The 17,383-nt window shown below is 40.4% G+C and carries 19 protein-coding genes; all 19 read right to left on the bottom strand.

Annotation, left to right across the window (positions count from 1 at the left end):
• Positions 1 to 44: 44 nt before the first annotated feature.
• Positions 45 to 716, bottom strand: coding sequence for a WbqC family protein (locus AWV70_RS06235; RefSeq protein ID WP_160327635.1), 672 nt, complete (start codon positions 714 to 716; stop codon positions 45 to 47).
• Between the two features lie 11 nt (positions 717 to 727).
• A complete protein-coding gene (locus tag AWV70_RS06230) occupies positions 728 to 1,270 on the bottom strand; it encodes a GNAT family N-acetyltransferase (protein ID WP_060205280.1) in 543 nt (180 codons plus the stop codon).
• A 6-nt stretch (positions 1,271 to 1,276) separates the two neighbouring features.
• Positions 1,277 to 2,356, bottom strand: coding sequence for a UDP-2,4-diacetamido-2,4,6-trideoxy-beta-L-altropyranose hydrolase (gene pseG, locus AWV70_RS06225; RefSeq protein ID WP_160327634.1), 1,080 nt, complete (start codon positions 2,354 to 2,356; stop codon positions 1,277 to 1,279).
• A 69-nt stretch (positions 2,357 to 2,425) separates the two neighbouring features.
• Positions 2,426 to 4,189, bottom strand: a complete 1,764-nt coding sequence (locus AWV70_RS06220) for an N-acetylneuraminate synthase family protein (protein WP_060205276.1) — start codon at positions 4,187 to 4,189, stop codon at positions 2,426 to 2,428.
• Between the two features lie 30 nt (positions 4,190 to 4,219).
• Positions 4,220 to 5,185 carry a UDP-N-acetylglucosamine 4,6-dehydratase (inverting) gene (gene pseB, locus AWV70_RS06215; protein WP_060205274.1) on the bottom strand — a complete coding sequence of 322 codons (966 nt, stop codon included), beginning with the start codon at positions 5,183 to 5,185 and terminating at the stop codon, positions 4,220 to 4,222.
• Positions 5,167 to 7,026 (bottom strand): motility associated factor glycosyltransferase family protein, encoded by a 1,860-nt coding sequence (locus tag AWV70_RS06210; protein ID WP_060205272.1) that lies wholly within the window; start codon positions 7,024 to 7,026, stop codon positions 5,167 to 5,169. The genes pseB and AWV70_RS06210 overlap by 19 nt, the downstream gene beginning before the upstream one ends.
• Positions 7,013 to 7,612 carry a hypothetical protein gene (locus AWV70_RS06205; RefSeq protein ID WP_060205271.1) on the bottom strand — a complete coding sequence of 200 codons (600 nt, stop codon included), beginning with the start codon at positions 7,610 to 7,612 and terminating at the stop codon, positions 7,013 to 7,015. Before AWV70_RS06205 ends, AWV70_RS06210 begins: the two co-directional genes overlap by 14 nt.
• 516 nt (positions 7,613 to 8,128) lie before the next feature.
• A complete protein-coding gene (hag, locus tag AWV70_RS06200) occupies positions 8,129 to 9,007 on the bottom strand; it encodes a flagellin Hag (RefSeq protein ID WP_060205269.1) in 879 nt (292 codons plus the stop codon).
• Positions 9,008 to 9,246: 239 nt separating this feature from the next.
• Positions 9,247 to 9,468, bottom strand: a complete 222-nt coding sequence (csrA, locus tag AWV70_RS06195) for a carbon storage regulator CsrA (RefSeq protein WP_060205267.1) — start codon at positions 9,466 to 9,468, stop codon at positions 9,247 to 9,249.
• A gap of 1 nt (position 9,469) precedes the next feature.
• Entirely contained in the window at positions 9,470 to 9,907 is a 438-nt protein-coding gene (gene fliW / locus AWV70_RS06190) for a flagellar assembly protein FliW (protein WP_060205265.1), read from the bottom strand.
• 95 nt (positions 9,908 to 10,002) lie between these two features.
• A complete protein-coding gene (locus tag AWV70_RS06185) occupies positions 10,003 to 10,557 on the bottom strand; it encodes a DUF6470 family protein (RefSeq protein ID WP_060205263.1) in 555 nt (184 codons plus the stop codon).
• 55 nt (positions 10,558 to 10,612) lie between these two features.
• Complete coding sequence (flgL, locus tag AWV70_RS06180) at positions 10,613 to 11,494, bottom strand: flagellar hook-associated protein FlgL (protein ID WP_060205261.1); 882 nt, start codon at positions 11,492 to 11,494, stop codon at positions 10,613 to 10,615.
• Positions 11,495 to 11,512: 18 nt separating this feature from the next.
• Entirely contained in the window at positions 11,513 to 13,060 is a 1,548-nt protein-coding gene (gene flgK / locus AWV70_RS06175) for a flagellar hook-associated protein FlgK (protein ID WP_060205259.1), read from the bottom strand.
• 15 nt (positions 13,061 to 13,075) lie between these two features.
• The gene (locus AWV70_RS06170) at positions 13,076 to 13,573 is read right to left on the bottom strand and encodes a flagellar protein FlgN (protein WP_060205257.1); all 498 of its coding nucleotides are present in this window, start codon (positions 13,571 to 13,573) and stop codon (positions 13,076 to 13,078) included.
• Positions 13,574 to 13,596: 23 nt separating this feature from the next.
• Entirely contained in the window at positions 13,597 to 13,860 is a 264-nt protein-coding gene (flgM, locus tag AWV70_RS06165) for a flagellar biosynthesis anti-sigma factor FlgM (protein ID WP_060205255.1), read from the bottom strand.
• 259 nt (positions 13,861 to 14,119) lie between these two features.
• A complete protein-coding gene (locus AWV70_RS06160; protein ID WP_235588558.1) occupies positions 14,120 to 14,659 on the bottom strand; it encodes a GNAT family N-acetyltransferase in 540 nt (179 codons plus the stop codon).
• Positions 14,616 to 15,035: a TIGR03826 family flagellar region protein gene (locus tag AWV70_RS06155; RefSeq protein WP_060205251.1), complete on the bottom strand. Its 420-nt coding sequence runs from the start codon at positions 15,033 to 15,035 to the stop codon at positions 14,616 to 14,618. The genes AWV70_RS06160 and AWV70_RS06155 overlap by 44 nt, the downstream gene beginning before the upstream one ends.
• Before the next feature lie 13 nt (positions 15,036 to 15,048).
• On the bottom strand, positions 15,049 to 15,657 hold the full coding sequence (locus tag AWV70_RS06150; RefSeq protein WP_060205249.1) for a ComF family protein: 609 nt from the start codon (positions 15,655 to 15,657) through the stop codon (positions 15,049 to 15,051).
• A complete protein-coding gene (locus tag AWV70_RS06145) occupies positions 15,654 to 17,033 on the bottom strand; it encodes a DEAD/DEAH box helicase (RefSeq protein ID WP_060205247.1) in 1,380 nt (459 codons plus the stop codon). Before AWV70_RS06145 ends, AWV70_RS06150 begins: the two co-directional genes overlap by 4 nt.
• Between the last annotated feature and the right edge of the window lie 350 nt (positions 17,034 to 17,383).

Here is a 17,383-nt window from a genome sequence, read left to right as displayed (position 1 = left end):
TACTTCATTACAACCAATGTAGGAATCAGTCAAATATTGGGCCTTCATAATAAAATCTCTTTTTTAAAATTATCAAATCCACGATTTGCAATATAATCTATAATGGATAAGTAAGGAATAAAAGGTTTTTCGCTATGATGAGGATATATATAAGGGTCACCCTGATGATAGTTAACCCTAACATTCGATTTTTCAAAAACACTTTCGGCTTCTATATATTCTTTTGAACCCGAGGCACTTAGATAGCTTGAAGCTCCCAAGTATTCACATATATTAAATAAATAGCTGGATTTTATCCCGGTGACAGGGATATCGCTACTTTTAAGTAAGTCAGTTACTATATCTAACTCTTTAGCAATGAACACTATGAGAGAGGTTGTAAAATCTGAAAGTAATATGCATTCCTGTTTATAGAGTTCAAGAATTCCTTCCAAATCATTGTAAAATGGTTTTTTAGAATAAGCATGTTTTATAAGTTGAGAATGTTGACTCTGCCAATCTACTGTATTATCTATTCTAACATCTAGAATTTTTTGATGCCGTAATCCTTTAGTAATCGTTGGTATAGTCACCCATTTTTCTTTACCTTCGTAATCAATTTTATTTCGTTGTTGCCAAGAACGTTTGGAAAATTGCACATCGTCCAAAAAGACAAAAGTCTCCACTTGCGCCATCATATGGAAGTAACCAATCCATGGTAAATATGTTGGTTGCATAATTGCACACTTCATCCTTTTATCATCTCATTTCCGAAATTCCATTCACTTTTCAAAATAGAATACCTTAATTGGTTCTTAAACTTTTTTTCACTATAATGCGATTCTCTTTCAATGCCTTCATAAATAAACCCAAGTTTTTCATATAGCCTGATGGCTTTCTTATTATCTGGAAATACTTGAAGCCATATCCTATGAAAGTTCAGGTTTTCAAAAGCATAATTAATCATCGCAATTAAAGCTGATTCTCCGAGACCTTTTCCTCGTGATTGCGGGTCACCTAAATAAATTTGGAAAAATGCTGAACGATGTATCGGATTGTAAAAAAGCAGTAAATTTCCGCAATACTTATAATGCTTAACATCATAAATCGCCCACATATATGTATTATTTAAACTTTTAACCCATTCCGCATGGGATTGCCTGGTAATTCTTCTTGTAATACCAAATAATTTATAAACATTTGGATCATTTAACCATTCCACTGACTTTTCATAGTGTTCTTCTCCATATGGCACTAAACTTGTATTTGCATATCGCAAATATTGATTCATGTTTCCTCACCTCTGAATTAATCTACTTAGTACTTCAACAATTCGTTCTGTTCCTTTTCCATCAATACATTTAGTATTTTTAATAAATAATGTATTTAATAATTCGGCAGAAGAAATGAATTTATTGAATTCCAAAATAAATGTTTTTTCAGAAGTATTTGAAGCCTCTCCCAAAAACATACAGAAATTGTTTTTTTCTAATTCCTCAAGTATAGGCACCTGATTCTTATTAACTGAAAAATAGGCAGAAGGCAAACCGATACATGCTCTTTCCCATGTAGCAGTTCCAGGTGCCCCAAGAGCTATATCACACTTGTTCATGTGCGCCGCCATATCTTTTACCGCCATCTCCCATTGAAATCTTTCTTTGTACTTTTTTTTCAATTCATTTAAATCATCCTGGTATCCAAATGTACTACCTACAACTGCCATAATCTTTACATTCTGAAAGTTCTTCAAAATAAACTTGCTATATTTTGTTGTATAATTCTTAAAGTCTATGCCTCCAAAAAACATATGAACCTTTATACATCGATAATCATATCTAAAAGAACTCTTCTGATTCTTTTTAAATTGTTCCCTCAATAAACAATATTTAACACCATATAGACCAATTGTTTGTGAAGTAAGTAAGCCACTATATTTTTCTTCAGTTATCCCAAATGTATTATCTAAAATAATATCGCAATCATGCTTACGGTCTGCTAAATCATCGATGACCATAATATATTTTGTGTAATGACGAAGTTTATTTTCCCAATATCTATCAAGACCGTAATGATCTACAATAAGTAAATCTACTTTCTGGCTACTTTCTTCTATTATTGTAATTGTTTGTTCGGCATCAAGCATCCAGTTTTCTTTCGTCCACTGTAAATCAGCTTCATTCGCACCTGTAGTATAGGGTATTAATTTCACTGACATATCCTGATCGCGTAAATAAGAATGCAGATGGCCTTCAAAACTGCGGCAAACAAACGTCACTTTTGCCCCGTGACGTTTAAGTTGTTTTGCCAAAGTTAAGCATCTCATGACATGCCCTGTTCCTATTTCATTAGAAGCATCTGTCCGAATGACCACATTCATTTTCTTATCTCCCAATAGTTCTCTTTTTCTGAACATGTAAAAAACCCTTGATTTAAATGACTCTAAAATCTACATTAATTTAATTCTTGTAGATTTATTTATTTCATCAATAAGTTTCTGATCTGCTTTCCACTTCAATAATATATTATCATTTATTTCTGCTATCTCAGGATTTCCTTCGAAATATTTAATAATATCCTCAAATAAGACAGGGGTTTCTTGAACATTTAAATCCTCATAAATTGTTTGAAATAATTTGTAGTCCTGTGGTTCATCTAAAGTTAAACGCCAGTTAGGATATCGGAATTTTTTTGGCAATGACACAATTTCTAAATTAAATAAGTCAGGATTGTTTTTGAAATAAAAAGATAAATATTCAGTATACTTAAATTCATTATCTTGTGATTTCAATTTTTTTAGACTTCTACTATCAAAAACATCAGCTGCAATACCAACAGCATGATTCAAATCTGTTAATGTCACTTCTGCTTGTCTACTTATATGTTCTTTTATTAGAATTTCTACAGCTTCTGGGGAGACTAGAGGACAATCAGCGGTTACTCGTAATATAATATCTGCTTCTGTTTGTTCCACAACAGTTAGCAATCTATCAAGTACATTTTCCGGATCACCTTTAATAACTTTTATCTTACCACTAAGATTTGCATTCTCTAGTTCTTTATCTGCCTCTAAAAACGATGTGGCCACTAGGACCTCATCAACATAGGGTACTGCTAATGAATTGATAATACATCTTTCAATTGAAGTTATCCCATTAAGCTTTAATAATGCTTTTTTAGGTAATCTTGTTGATTTAAGTCTACCCACTACGGCTATTGTAATTTTAGCTTTCTTAATGTATTTCGGGTTAATCGGTTCGTTTGCTTTAATATCTTTGCTAGCTATATACGCAATATTTTCTTCAAATTCATTTGGCATAAGCGCTTCTGAGTCACTACATCTTTTATAGGTAACATTCTCTAATGAAACATATTGACCCTTTTTTATATCCGTTTTTGCAACTGCCCTTAATGCTCCACTTAAATAATTTCTTTCAGCTTCTCCAATAACAAGAGTACCTGATATTATTTGAGCATCTTCTATTGCTTTAACCATTTCTTTAAATTCTTCTGGTTCAAGAGATGAATAGTAATCATATCCTTTAAGGGATCTATCAAGTGTAATATGCTTCTCTATAACCTCTGCACCAGCAAAATACGCATATACAGGAATATTAATAGCCGTTTGTTTAGATGCGTCCTCATGATCTGCATATCCAACACGTAGATTGTACTTATTTTTCATTTCAGTAATTCTTATTATATTGGAGTCTTCTGTTTTAGTTGGATAACCCTGGAATCCATGTAAGTATATCACTTCTTCTTCATAGTCCTTAATCTTTAAAAATAAACCTTCCAATTCCTCGTTATTCCAACCACCTATTCCAATTAATAATGGTTTTTTTATCGACAAAATCGATTCCAATATTGCCTTGGATTGTATAATCGTTGATGGAAGCTTAATCCCATGGTAAAGAGATTGCATTTTTCTTGCCATCTCAATACCCCATTCATCAAAGACATCAACCCAAACTTCTATATCCAGTTCTTTACAGTACTTTAAAACTTCTATCCATTGCCCTTCATTAAAAAAAAGGGTTTTATATATTTCATGCCATTCATAATCTGGAGTCGACAATGAATCATACTTAAACCATTGAAACTTTATCGCATCTGCTCCAGTAGACTTAGACTTTTCAATCAGCTCTATCAACTGTTTGAAATCACCCTGATGAGCATTAGCAATTTCTGCAATAATCTTAACCTTATTCATGGTCATATAACTCCTTTAAATTTATTTATATTACATTTCTCTAACTAGATCTTTTAGCTGATTGATACTTAACCATTCAGTATTAGTATCACTCGTATATTTAAATCCATTTGGAAGTGCTTTACCTTCATTCTGCTGTTTCTTTGACCACCAAGAAAACTCTGGCTGAATGACATAGTACGTATCAAATTCTCTCGTATGGCGGGCATCATCCTCCATAATCATTGCTTCATGCAACTTCTCTCCCTGGCGAATGCCAACAATGTCAATGTCACACTCGGGAGCAATCGCTTTAGCAAGGTTCATTATGTTCATACTTGGAATCTTAGGCACAAAAATCTCTCCGCCATGCATACGATCTAAGCTATCTAATACAAATTGTACGCCTTGATCAAGCGTAATCCAAAAGCGAGTCATTCTCGGATCTGTGATCGGTATTCGACCAGTTTCTCTCACTTTTTTAAAGAAAGGTACAACGCTACCTCTACTGCCAACCACATTGCCATAACGAACCACTGAGAAACGTGTTGGTTTTTCACCTACATATGAATTTGCCGCGACAAATAGCTTGTCTGATGCTAGTTTAGTTGCGCCATATAGGTTAACTGGGCTTGCTGCCTTATCTGTACTGAGAGCAATTACTTTTTCAACACCTCGATCTATTGCAGCCTCAATCACGTTTTGCGCGCCATGTATATTCGTTTTTACCGCTTCAAATGGATTGTATTCACAGGCCTCTACATGCTTCATAGCGGCGGCATGGATAACAATATCCACCCCATCAAATGCACGATACAAACGGTCTTTATCACGAACATCTCCAATGAAGAACCGCATTCTTGAATCAATAAACTCGTGTTTCATTTCGTATTGTTTTAATTCATCCCTGCTGAAGACTATTACTTTTTTAACGTCTCCCTTTAAAATACGACGAACAAACTTCTTGCCAAATGACCCGGTACCACCAGTCACTAAGATCACTTTTCCTTTATACATTGTTCTACCTCACTCTTCATCTCTAAATATAACTGTTTGACGAAAGGATAATGTTTTGCACACTCAGCAATGAACATCGAAAAACTTTCAACAATTGTTTCACCCTTTTTTATTGGTTCGCTCACAAAACGAACGGCTTGTATTTTCTCCGACAAGCGTTCTTTTTGAACACGGATCATTGGGTCTATAAAGGAACTGTAAAATACATTAGTTGTCATTTGTTCGACTTGTTTATCCAATTTGGTGTATTTCTTCTCGATTTCCATTGTCTTACGCAATACCAAGTCTTTTTTTATATCTTTCAGCGTAATTAACACATGATTTATTTGGTGCTCAGCCTTTTCAATAGCCTTATTAATGTCAACCAACTGATTTATCGTGAATGACTTTTCATAGTCGTTTTTACCTTTGAACCAATCATTCTGCACACTTCTTGAAGTTAATTCATTTATGAGCTGTTCTAAAGGTATAAAGTGGGCTCCCTGTATAGCAGCTCCACCTTTTGTTGTATTAGTCACGTTTACTCCAGAAGAGTTAGCAATATACATTTCCAATTGTTGACGCATTAAATTAAATCCATCTGTTGTTTGAATATCACTGCCAAAAACGTCCTTAACAATTAGGGCATTCTTTAAACTTTCCTCTTTCGCTGCATTTCCATCCCCATAATCAATACCATCTGCGTATTGTTTATTTTCAAGATAAGCTAAGTTTTGTCCAACCAAAATTATTTTTGTGCACCCTAATTTCACTAACAATTGAAATGTTATTACTGCAATCGATGGCGAATCATTCACGAAGTCCAAAGATTTGCCGTCTATATGTTTTAATAAAACTTTTGAAATAGTATCTTGGCTGACAATCATATGAAGAAGATCACCAGGATAATTTTGTATCGTCTCAAATCCTACACTACTTCCAAAAATAAGGGGGATCTTTTTTATTTTTTTATCTTTAATGATTTGAATTACTCTATGGTTTATATCTTGAGGATCATACGTGCATGCGGCATCTGGGTAGACTCCATGCTCAATTAAAGAATTTATTGCAGAGCCTACTGAAAATATATACGCTAGTCCATTTTCCTTAATATATCTTAAATTCTCAAATTCTTCGTTTAATGAAGGCCCTGCCGCTACAATAATCGCAGGCTTTCCTTCGAATGCGTTTCTATCAATATCATGCAAAATATTTGGTGTTTCCAATACGGTGGGAAAGTTTTTAATTGAGTTGATTGTCCATCTTTTTTGGAAAGCTGCATTTGCCACTATGGAATTATGTTTATCTTTTAGCGACGCAAGCGATTTCTCCAAAATACTCGATATTTCTATCCCGTAATGCTTTTCATAAACAGGCAATGTAATGATTTTTAATATGCCGTTCGATTCAACATGCAACTGTTTAACATTATGTTCTACTTCTGCTTGATTTGTTCCAGCAATTAGCCCCATCAAATTCCTCAAAGGCAACTCTTCCAATTTACATGTCGATAAATAAGCATGCAGTACCTCTTCATTTGGCTCGTAAATTGAGAATTTCGTTTCCGGATACTTCTCTAAATATTTTTTTATATGATACCCCATCCCGATCCCGACAAATAGTACATATGTAACTCTTTCATCCTCGAACTTCGCAGCGAACCGTTCAGCTTCCCTTTCTGGATCGTACTTACTCTGCAAATATTGAGGTTTGCCATCTAAAATCATTTTTATAGTAGGCAGGCCGTTTTTTGCTTTTTCCACTTTCACAGTACTTGTTTGTTCATCATCCCACTTAGAAAGTCGATGTAAGAGATCACGGTCTTTTAAGCGTAATACATCTCGATTATCAATTAAGATCATGACGCGTACCCTCGTTATCCATTGTCCACTTAATTTCATTCTTGAATTCTTCGAAAATCGGAAGAATCTCATATTGTATAATATCTCCAATTAAAATGTTGTCCTCATTCTCCATCGATTCAGCAAAGTTATGAATTTCATTTTGCATTGTCTGTGCTGCTGTTATGTAGTTAGACCAATTTGTCGGCACTTCTCCGCTCTTCCCAATTGCCATAAGCATTTCATCCAACCATTGTAGACCCTCTAACAACTGATCTAGTTTGGACCATTCTTCCTCGCTCGGATGATCATAAAATGCTTCTCCTAATTGGGTTAGCTCGGGTGTAGCTCGCTCTAAATATTCTTCAGTGGACAAAAGAATATCATTAACAAATTGTTTAACTGTTTTCCCGATGATTTCAAGTTTTTCGAGATGATTTGCATGTTCATTCAAATATTTTTCATGGTTTTCATACACTTCAATTCCGTCAGCGACAAAATGACTGAAATAATATTTTTTTCCTAACATTTCATTTATTTGTTCAATAATCCTATTTGCATTTGGGCTATCAAGTTCCTTTATTTGATCTTGAAAAATCAGTTGCATGGAGAACCCTCCAGTTGTTTATTTTATATAAATCGTAACACACCTGCACTATTTATATCGGCTATAGAATAGAATTTTATAGTGGAAGAATGTGACTTTCAATAGGAAATGAAGCTATTTTTGTTTTATACAGATTTTATTTTTTTGCACGCTGAATAAGAAATGCGGAATCAATATTGTTGCTCCGAACAGCCTGCAAGAATGTTTGTTCTATTATAATAAATGAAGAACTACTATTTTCCCAATTGGTACAGTTAGCATTCTGATAGAGGTAATTATTGCTTCGATTCTTTGTCTTTATACATAGAACCTGATTACTGCGGAGAGTTTATGAAAATCTTATTAGCTTGTGGTATATAAATTGAATAAATTAAGAACTACGAGGAATTAATAATCAATATTGATAACTTTATTGTATTTAATCGAAAGCGGGATGATTATTTAACCACTAAACAACTATTATTAATGAATATATAAAAACGCGGCCAGAAATCGGACCGCGTTTTGTTAACCATATTAGCGTAGAAGTTGAAGCACGCCTTGTGGTTGTTGATTTGCTTGAGCTAGCATAGCTTGTGCTGCTTGAGTCAAGATGTTATTCTTTGTGAACTCCATCATTTCTTTCGCCATATCGACGTCACGGATACGTGATTCCGCAGCTGTTAGGTTTTCGGAAGAAGTTCCGAGGTTGTTGATTGTGTGCTCTAAGCGGTTTTGCGTAGCACCAAGTTTAGACCGTTCCGCTGATACAGTATTGATTGCAGTTTGGATAGTTGTAATTGCAGTTTCTGCTGCAGATTGAGTCGAAATATCAATAGCTGTATCCGCAGCTCCACTTGCACCTGCTGTTGCAACTCCAAGCGCTACCGCACCCATATCTGCAATATCAAGTGTAAGTGTTTGATTTTCATTTGCACCGATATGGAATGTCAATGATTCACCTGTAGCTGCCCCACTTCCCACCGCTACTCCATTAGCATCGCCATTAATCAATTTCTTTGTATTGAATTCAGTATCCGTAGAAATACGAGTAATTTCTGAAGTTAATTGATTTACTTCTTTTTGTAGTTCAGCACGGTCATCATCAGTATTAGTGTCGTTTGCTGATTGCACTGCTAACTCACGCATACGTTGAAGAATTGCATGTGTTTCATTCAATGCACCTTCAGCTGTTTGGATCAAAGAGATACCATCTTGAGAGTTCTTTTGAGCCATATCCAAACCACGGATTTGACCACGCATTTTTTCGGAGATTGCAAGACCTGCTGCGTCGTCTCCTGCACGGTTGATTTTAAGACCTGAAGATAGTTTTTCTAAGTTTTTAGATGCGTTAGTGTTGTTAGCACCTAGTTGGCGGTGTGTGTTAAGAGCCGCGATATTGTGGTTAATTCTCATTTTTGTTTCCTCCTTGAGTGTTTGGTTGGTTCACGTCCTTGTGAACCGTTTTTTTGTTGCTCGCGGAGTAAGAGCCGGCCGAACTCGTTACTGCCGCTTACAATATTAGTATCGGACAAGTTGGGTAGGAGTTTAGCGTTTTCTGAAAGATTTTGTGGGATTATGGTTTATTTTGAGGATTTTTTTGGGGTGATAGTAAAAACGGATGCCTGAGGCGGCGTCAGGCATCTTTATGGTTATTATTCTTTGTAGGTAAGCTGAGAAAATAGTGAAGCATCTAATGTGACAGCCTCTGTATTTGTCTCAGTTATTGATTGAACGAGTTCACCCCGAAGGATATCTATATTTTCCGGAGCTTCGATTCCAATTCGGATAGTGTCACCTTTCACTTCGAGAATACGAATTTCAATATCATCGCCAATTTTGATAGTTTCATTCGTTTTACGTGAGAGGACTAGCATATTAGTTTGCCTCCTTCGGTTGACCGATCATGTGACGAGTTGTGAAACGGTTGTCGTTTAGAATCATTTGCTTTGCTTTTCTGTTGTTCATTTGGAAGATAAGCGGTGCTTGCAGGTTGATTGTCGATGTTTCGAATGGCTGTTTCAGTGTGAGTATGCCAAGTACGAATACATCTTCCGGTTTTTCGATGTTGAGCAGTTCGATTGTCGGCCCGTCTATGTCGAATGAATAGTCTGCGACTAAGGTGTATGGATTTGTGACGATGAATGCTACTGCTAGTGAATTGGTAGACTGCAATACTTGAAATATATTGTTTCCTTCGATAGGAAGAAGGACGAATTCCTTTTCGTCTTCAAATCCTGGAATGCCTTTTGGGAAGTTCCATAGTTGGTCCGATTGAATTTCAATTTCGCCGTGGAATTTTGTTTGGATGTTCATATGTTTTCGCTCCTTTGATGACAAGATTCGTTATTCAATAGCATAGCATGTTACGGTTTTCTTGCATAAAAAAAGAACGTGTTGGATGACGTTCTTCATAGTTTCCAATCAATTTGGATGGAAGGGTATTGCTCCATGATACCGGTTACTTTGCCTTGTGTGTAATTGTGGATTGGTTTGTTGATTTGGACGTTGTTGACAGCTTTTTGGGGTGTTACGTTGATGTTGAGTGAGCCGGGTTGGAAGGACATTTGGATTTTTGTCCGGTCGCCGACGAATTTGAAAGTCATTTGTTTTGGTGGCGGCGTGCCGTTCTGTTTGGCGATATCGGCGATTGCACCGCCTCCGTTTTCGATCTGTACGAGTTGTTGGCCTTCCTGAGCTCTGCGAGCGATGCCTTCCATGAGTTGTTGCATACCATATTGGGCATTTTCCGCTGAACGTCTTAATGGACTTTTCAAGTCGATGTCCGCTCGCACTTCAGTTGTATCCAGTGATAGTTGCGGTCTTGTCGAGGACATTTCCAGGATGGCGGCAGGTTGTTCTTGTATGAGTGTAGCTCTTGGCTGCTCGATTTCCTGTACCGGTTTGTCGATTTGAAGTCCAAGGATACCTCGTGTCGTTTGGATTTGGAGTTTTGGGATGTTCATTGGCTTCACCTTTTGGAAAGGCGTTTGGACAGCATCCAAACGCCTTTGTTATTCATTATCGTAAAAAGTCTACTAGTGATGGTTGGATGATTCGGGCACCGACGGAGAGTGCTGCGCGGTGGATCGATTCTTGTGTGAGCATTTCAGTGATCACTTTTTCGTAATCTATATCTTCGTTTTCAGATTGCTGTTTTTTTGCTGCACCTTCTTGCATTTCAAGGCGATTGTGCATCAATTCGGCACGATTAGAGCGTGCGCCTACGTCAGCACGGGCGGTTAGGACGGCATCCATTTGGGTGTCGATTTTGGACAACGCGTCACTGAACCCTGCACCATCGTCACCAATAGCTTTCATTTCTTCAAATAATTTATCGATATCCTGGAACATGCCAACAGCATTTGTGTTTACATTCAAACTTACTCCATCAAACACTTCTATTTGAACAGGCTTGCCAAATGCATCTAAAGTTGCTTGATCGGTCGGAAAACCGTTTTCGCCATAGACGGGCGTATCCGTTTTAGTTCCACTAAAGATATATTTGTCACCGACCTTAGTGTTAGCAAGGTCTTGTATTTGTTTTTGGAGTTGCTCAAGCTCAATCTTTATTTTTTCACGATCTTCAGGTGTCATTGTACCTGTATTCGCAGCATTCGTGACAAGTTCTTTTGCACGGTGCAAAACTTGCCCAACGCCGTCAAGCGCGTCATCGGTACTGTCGAGCCAGTTGTTTACTTCACCAAGATTTTTCTGGAAGGTAGCAACTTTGTCGACTTGCATCCGGTAGCCCATGCCTTTCATAACGACGACTGGGTCATCGGACGGGCGGTTTACTTTTTTCCCAGAAGTCAGTTGCTCTTGCAGTTTGCCCATTTTATTGTAGCTCGATGATAAGTTTCGCAGCATATTATTCGATAGCATTGATTGTGTTATACGCATTTAGTTGTTTCCCCCTTCTTATCGACCGACAACGCCCATGCCGTTGATGATTTTGTCGAGTGTTTCATCGACGACTGTAATCATTCGGGCAGATGCATTGTACGCCTGCTGGAATCTGATCATATCGGTCATTTCTTCGTCGAGCGAGACAGAACTGATAGAGTCGCGGCGGTTTGAGACGGCTCCTAGTAGTGTTGCTGTATTCAATGTGAGGCGTTCGGCTTGTTGGCCTTCAACACCTAGTTTTCCAATAACTCCTGAGTAGAAAGTTTGGATGCTTGTGTTTTCAAGTCCAGGTAGCTTATCGAATTGCATATCCGCTAATTTCTTTGCTTGTATGCTGTTACCGACTTCTCCTGCGCTATCTGAAGCGGCTAACTTTCTTGGATCGTCTACGATGTCAGCATTAACCTTAATATTACCTGCAGTCATAGTGCTGTAGTCGATATTTCCAGACGCATCTAACGTGTAAGGTTCAAAGAAATTCAATTCCTTACTGCCATCTAAACCATGACCTGCATAGTGAATGGCATTGAAAGCTTTTGCGAATTCCTGCGCCATTTTGTTCAAATCGGCAAGCATATCAGGATATAACCCTTTTTCGTTATTTGTTCCATCAACATACCCGAAGGATTCGGTAAGCGATTTTAATTTACCTGACAGTTGCATATTATTAACATTTAAACTTCCAACTTCGGCTGGCCCTCCTGTAAACGTAAAGCCTGTCATCGGTCCTGTTGGATTTCCTTCTGCATCAGCACCGTCTACCGATATCTTGGAAGCGGAACTCCCGGATACTACAGTGATCGGATTACCATCTGTTTTGATTTTTACGGTCACCGTACCTTCAGCAATGGCCAAAGCACGTCCGCCGGATTTTTCATATGTCGTTTCAATCGGTACATACATTGAAAGTTCGTCGAGCAACATATCCCGTGCATCGTATAAATCATTCGGCATATAGCCGTTCGGTTCGACTTCTGAGATTTGACGGTTTAAATCCGCGATTTGATCAAGTATGGAATTGATCGCCTTCGTGGAAACGCCGATTTCCTTGCCTAAATTCGTTTGGATTTCGGTCAAGGATTTATGCATATAATTGAATGAATCTGCCACTGCTTCCCCATTCTGCACAACGACTGCACGTGCGCCACCGTTTTCAGGGTTGGCTGCAAGTGTTTGCAACGATGACCAGAATTCGCTTAAGGATTTTTGCAGGCCGTACGCGGATGGTTCTGCTAGGACGTCTTCCATCTGACTGATTGCCTTCGATTTTGATTCCCAATAGCCGAGCTTGTTCGACTCCTGTCTGAACTGCTGGTCGACGAAGGAGTCTCGGATACGTTGGATGGAGCCTGCTTCGACGCCGGTTCCGAGGAAGCCGGGCATTGTTGGTGAGTTGAGGCCGATGCCAGGGAAGCCGGATGTCGCCTGGATGTTGACGCGTTGGCGGGAATAGCCTAGTGTGTTGGCGTTGCTGATGTTGTGGCCGGTTGTATATAAGCCGGATTGTTGTGTGTACAAGCCGCGTTTGTTTGTTTCGAGTCCCATAAATGTGGAGCGCATGGTGAGTGTTCCTCCTTAGGCTTGCGAGTCGAAGTTTGGTAGTTCCTTCGATTCTTTTCTGCCGTTGATTTCAGTTTTTGAGTAGTTCGCCGATTCCGGACGCGGGCGGATCATGTCCAGCGACAGATTCACGAATTGAAGGGATTGGTAGGTCAGTTTTTGATTCAAGTCGTTTTGCCATTTCAATTCATGAATCGCATGCAGGAGACGGTCCTTCGCCTCCACAAGTTGTTTGTTTTCCGGTTCGGGTGTTGCTTCGATCAGATTGGCGATTGTCGGGTTCATCGGCACAGGACGTCCTTGTCCTTTCAAGTAGGCGATGACCGCTTTTTGCCGGTCGTTGTCCATTTGGACGATGGCTGCAAGATGTGCCTGTTCGTCTTTCATAAGCTGGTCGATGCCATTGATGTCGCCGTTTTTAATGAGTGCCGTTTTTTCGTTTGCGATGCGCAGCAGGCTCTTATGCAGTTTTTCCAAGTTGTCGAGTATGGAAAGGATTGTTTCTATTGACATAGGGATCCCTGCTTTCATCTACATTATCGTTTAAAGTGCTTGATCAGGTTGGCAGCGAGTTTTTCTGGCTCCACTTTGTAGTTCCCTGATTCGATTTGGGCTTTCAGTTGTTGCACGCGTTCGTTCCGTTCTGTCGTGATCGGTGATGTTTCTGAAAGCTGTTTCGCTTTGGAAGAGATTTCGAGTTTATCCGTTTTGATTTTCGCTTGTTCCTTCGCCTGCTCCGCTTTCAGCTGGTTTGTGCGGTACGGGTTGACGGGCGGGATGTTGATTTTATTGATTTTCATTGTTCTCGCTCCTTTCGATTCGCTCTTATTGTTTATTTCGGCAGATTTGTGACAACGTTTAGGGTCTTTTGGACGAAAACAGGAAGTATGCTATTTTCCATACTTATCTTTCCCTTAAAATGAGGAAAAAACCGACAAGTGTAGGCCGGTTTTTTGCGTTTATGCGCGTTTGGGCAGATTTATGCGTACGTTTCGGCGATTATGCGCTTCTGGTAGCAATTATGCGTACTTTTAACCGTTTATGCGTAATTGTTGGGATTTATGCGTTTTTCGTCAACCTATATTGGATAAGTTGGCTGTCTTCTCCCAAGTACTCATCACTGCCGATTCTGCTGACTTCCTCAAATCCAATATTTTGCAGCATTTTTCTGGAGCGGGTATTTGTTTCATGTGTTTCCGCGTTGAAGATGGTGATGCCCAGTTCCTTGGATGCGTATTTAAGTAAGTTCAGCGTCGAATGATAGCCGATGCCTTTTCCCCATAGCGACGTTTCACCGATTGCGATGCCGATTTCGGCGGAATGCCCTTCTATATTTGCCAGGTCGGCATAGCCGATCAGTTTTCCGTTGAATTCGATTCCCATTCTGATAAAGTCATCAGCTTCGCTGTTAACACAATGAAGCCACCATTTGTACAGCTCTTCTTCGTTTCGATTTTTCTCCCAGTCATTTGCGGAACAAAAAAGGTCGTCTTTGCTCCAGTTAAGGACGGTTTCATAGTCAGAGACGCTTAATGGCCTAAGGGCAATTGAGTCCTTACCCATTTCGTTTCCGATCGGCCAAGTATGTGCCGGTTTCACTTTTCGTTACCGCTTCCCTGAATTCTTGGGCGGCTTCGAATTGACGGAGGCCGCTTTTCAATTCCTCTGTGCAGCTGTCACAAAGTTTGCCATGTGTAGTCAGCTTGCCGCAGTTATCGCATGGGTAGCCTAGGTTCGGGAATAGGGCGGGCTGCAGGCGGCCTTTCCGTACCCATTTATGCAACAATGTTTCGGTGACGCCTGTCACTTCGACGATTCGTTCGATTGTTGCCGCGCGGTTTTCACGTCTTCTCAGAAAGCGGTACACTTCCTCGTACATTTTTTCTTCATCGCGTGCACATTTAGCACATACATCACGAATGCCTGTGTAGTTGAAAAAGTCCCCGCATGTCGGGCAATTTCTTAATTCTGCCATGTTAAATCCTCCCCTATTTTTCTGCACGGATAAGCGTGACCGCTTCCACCCGCCAGGCGCCCGCTTCCTTCAGGACAGACGCAGCATGACGGAGTGTCGTGCCTGTTGTATAAATGTCGTCGACGAGTATGTAAGTCGTATGTTGAATGTTACTTCCGGGTTTGATTGAAAATAAATTCCTCATGGAAAGCCGCTCTTCCCTCGACTTCTCCCCCATCACTTCGGTGTGTGTCTTGATGAGCAGATCTTCAAATGGAATGCGTGCCGCCATCAACATTTCCTCGACGTGTGCAAAAGTACGCTCAATTTTCTTGAGCGGATGCATCGGAATGGGTACGATTATCGCGTCTTTACGGGCGAGTTCGCTGCGCAGTTCATCTGCGAAGACGCCTGCGAGCGCCACGTCCTGTAGGAATTTGAATTGGTGGAGATAGTCGCGCATCGGTTCGTTGTATGTATAGATGGAAGTGATGTGATCGACAACGTCCCCTTCCTCTTTTATGTCGACACGCTCAAAGCTTTTTGAACAGTTTTCGCAAATTAAAGGCGTCTTTTCGATGGCAAGCAATGATTGCCAGCTAGGGGTAGAGGCGAGTTTCTGTTCGCAAAGGAGGCAGTTCATGCGCGGACACCTCCTTTATTCAACTTGAGGATTTCGTTTTTCGCTTCGTCCATTGCGTATGTGATGCCGTTATGGAAGAGGATGAAATCGCCTGTCGGATAGTCCGCGGAACGACCGACACGGCCGCCTATCTGGATAAGGGAGCCTTTGTCGAAGATTTGCTGTTCAGCGCCAACGACTGCGACTTGTACATTCGGGATCGTGATTCCGCGTTCAAGGATTGTTGTCGTGAGTAGTCCTGGCAATTCTTTATTCCGAAGCGCTTGGACGTGTTCTTTCCGATCCGGATGCGCTGCATGGACGGAGCGGATACGTGGGTCGATGAGCTGGAAAAAAGGCGCTGCCTCCTCCATCAAACCGATATGGTGAAAAAAAATGAGGAAAGGTTCTTTTTTGTCGAGTCGTTGTGACGTCCAATTGACGAGTTTGATCGGCAGCTTTCCTCTCCGAATCTGCTTTTCATAGTTCCATAGCGGAATGAAAGTCGGGACGGGCAATGGATGGCCGTGGTAGCGGCGGTTGATGATCGAGACGAAGCCCGTCCGTTTCATGTCCGATAGGAGCTTATCTGATGGGGTGGCGGTGACGTAATGGACAGGGGAGCCCGGTTTGACCGCTTTTTTCACGGCCTTTTGCAATGTCGCATCTGCTTTATAAGGGAAAGCGTCCGCTTCGTCGACGAAGACGGCGTCGAATGCGTGTTTGAATCTGTATAGCTGATGCGTTGTCGCGAGGACGAGCTGCGACGCTTCCATCGTCGGCTTGGCGCCGCCGTATAACGCTTCGATTTTTGTCTTTGGAAATGCTGCACGCAATCGCGGTTCGAGTTCAAGAATGACGTCAACGCGCGGCGCTGCGATGCAGACTCGTTTTCCTTCTGTGAGCAGCTTATGGATTGGCGGGAAAAGAATTTCCGTCTTTCCTGACCCGCAGACGGCATAGATGAGATGGGACGTTTGTTTTTCCTGGCTATCGGTCAGTTCGTCGGATGCCTTTTGTTGGTGTGGCGTGAGTGTACCTTGCCAAGCGATTGTGTGTTTCGTCGGGTATTCCGATTTCTCGCCTTTCCAGACGATAAGTTCCGTGCAGGATGAGACGCGGCCCATTTTGAGACATTGCCGGCAATATGTGCACGGCCCTTCGCATTTGGCACAGTGGAATGTAGTAAAGCGGACCGGGTCGTCGGTCTCGCATCGGTTGCAAAAGTGGCGCTTTTGATTCAGGAAGGACGGATTTGTTTCGATGCCTTTAATCGTTTGAATGTGGCCGGTATCAATTAGTTCATCGATTTCTTCGTGTAGAAAAGGGGTGTGCATGCGCAGCCAGATGCGGCCGTCCAAGAAATCCCGGATTGCCGGATTGAATGGTTTTTTCATGCTCACACCCCCAGTTTTTGTTTTGATGTAGTAGTGCGCGGATGAATGTTGGTGAATGGTGCATCGTGCCGCGCAGAATGCCTTTGACCAACTAATGATTTACGAAATTTTGATCACTTATGACGATTTATGAGCGATTGGACAACGGTTATGATTATTTATCGCGATTTATGAGCGCATGGACAGCTTTTATGATCACTTGTCACGATTTATGAACGCTTGGATTGCGGTTATGATCACTTTTCTCAATTTATGAGCGATTGGACTGCGGTTATGATCACTTATCCCGATTTATGAGCGCTTGGACTGCGGTTATGATCACTTTTCTCGATTTATGAGCGATTGGACTG

The sequence above is a fragment of the Sporosarcina koreensis genome, assembly GCF_001531445.1.
GTDB classification, from domain to species: domain Bacteria; phylum Bacillota; class Bacilli; order Bacillales_A; family Planococcaceae; genus Sporosarcina; species Sporosarcina koreensis_C.
The sequence above is the reverse complement of the archived record's forward strand: the minus strand, read 5'-3'. Positions and strand labels throughout refer to the sequence as shown.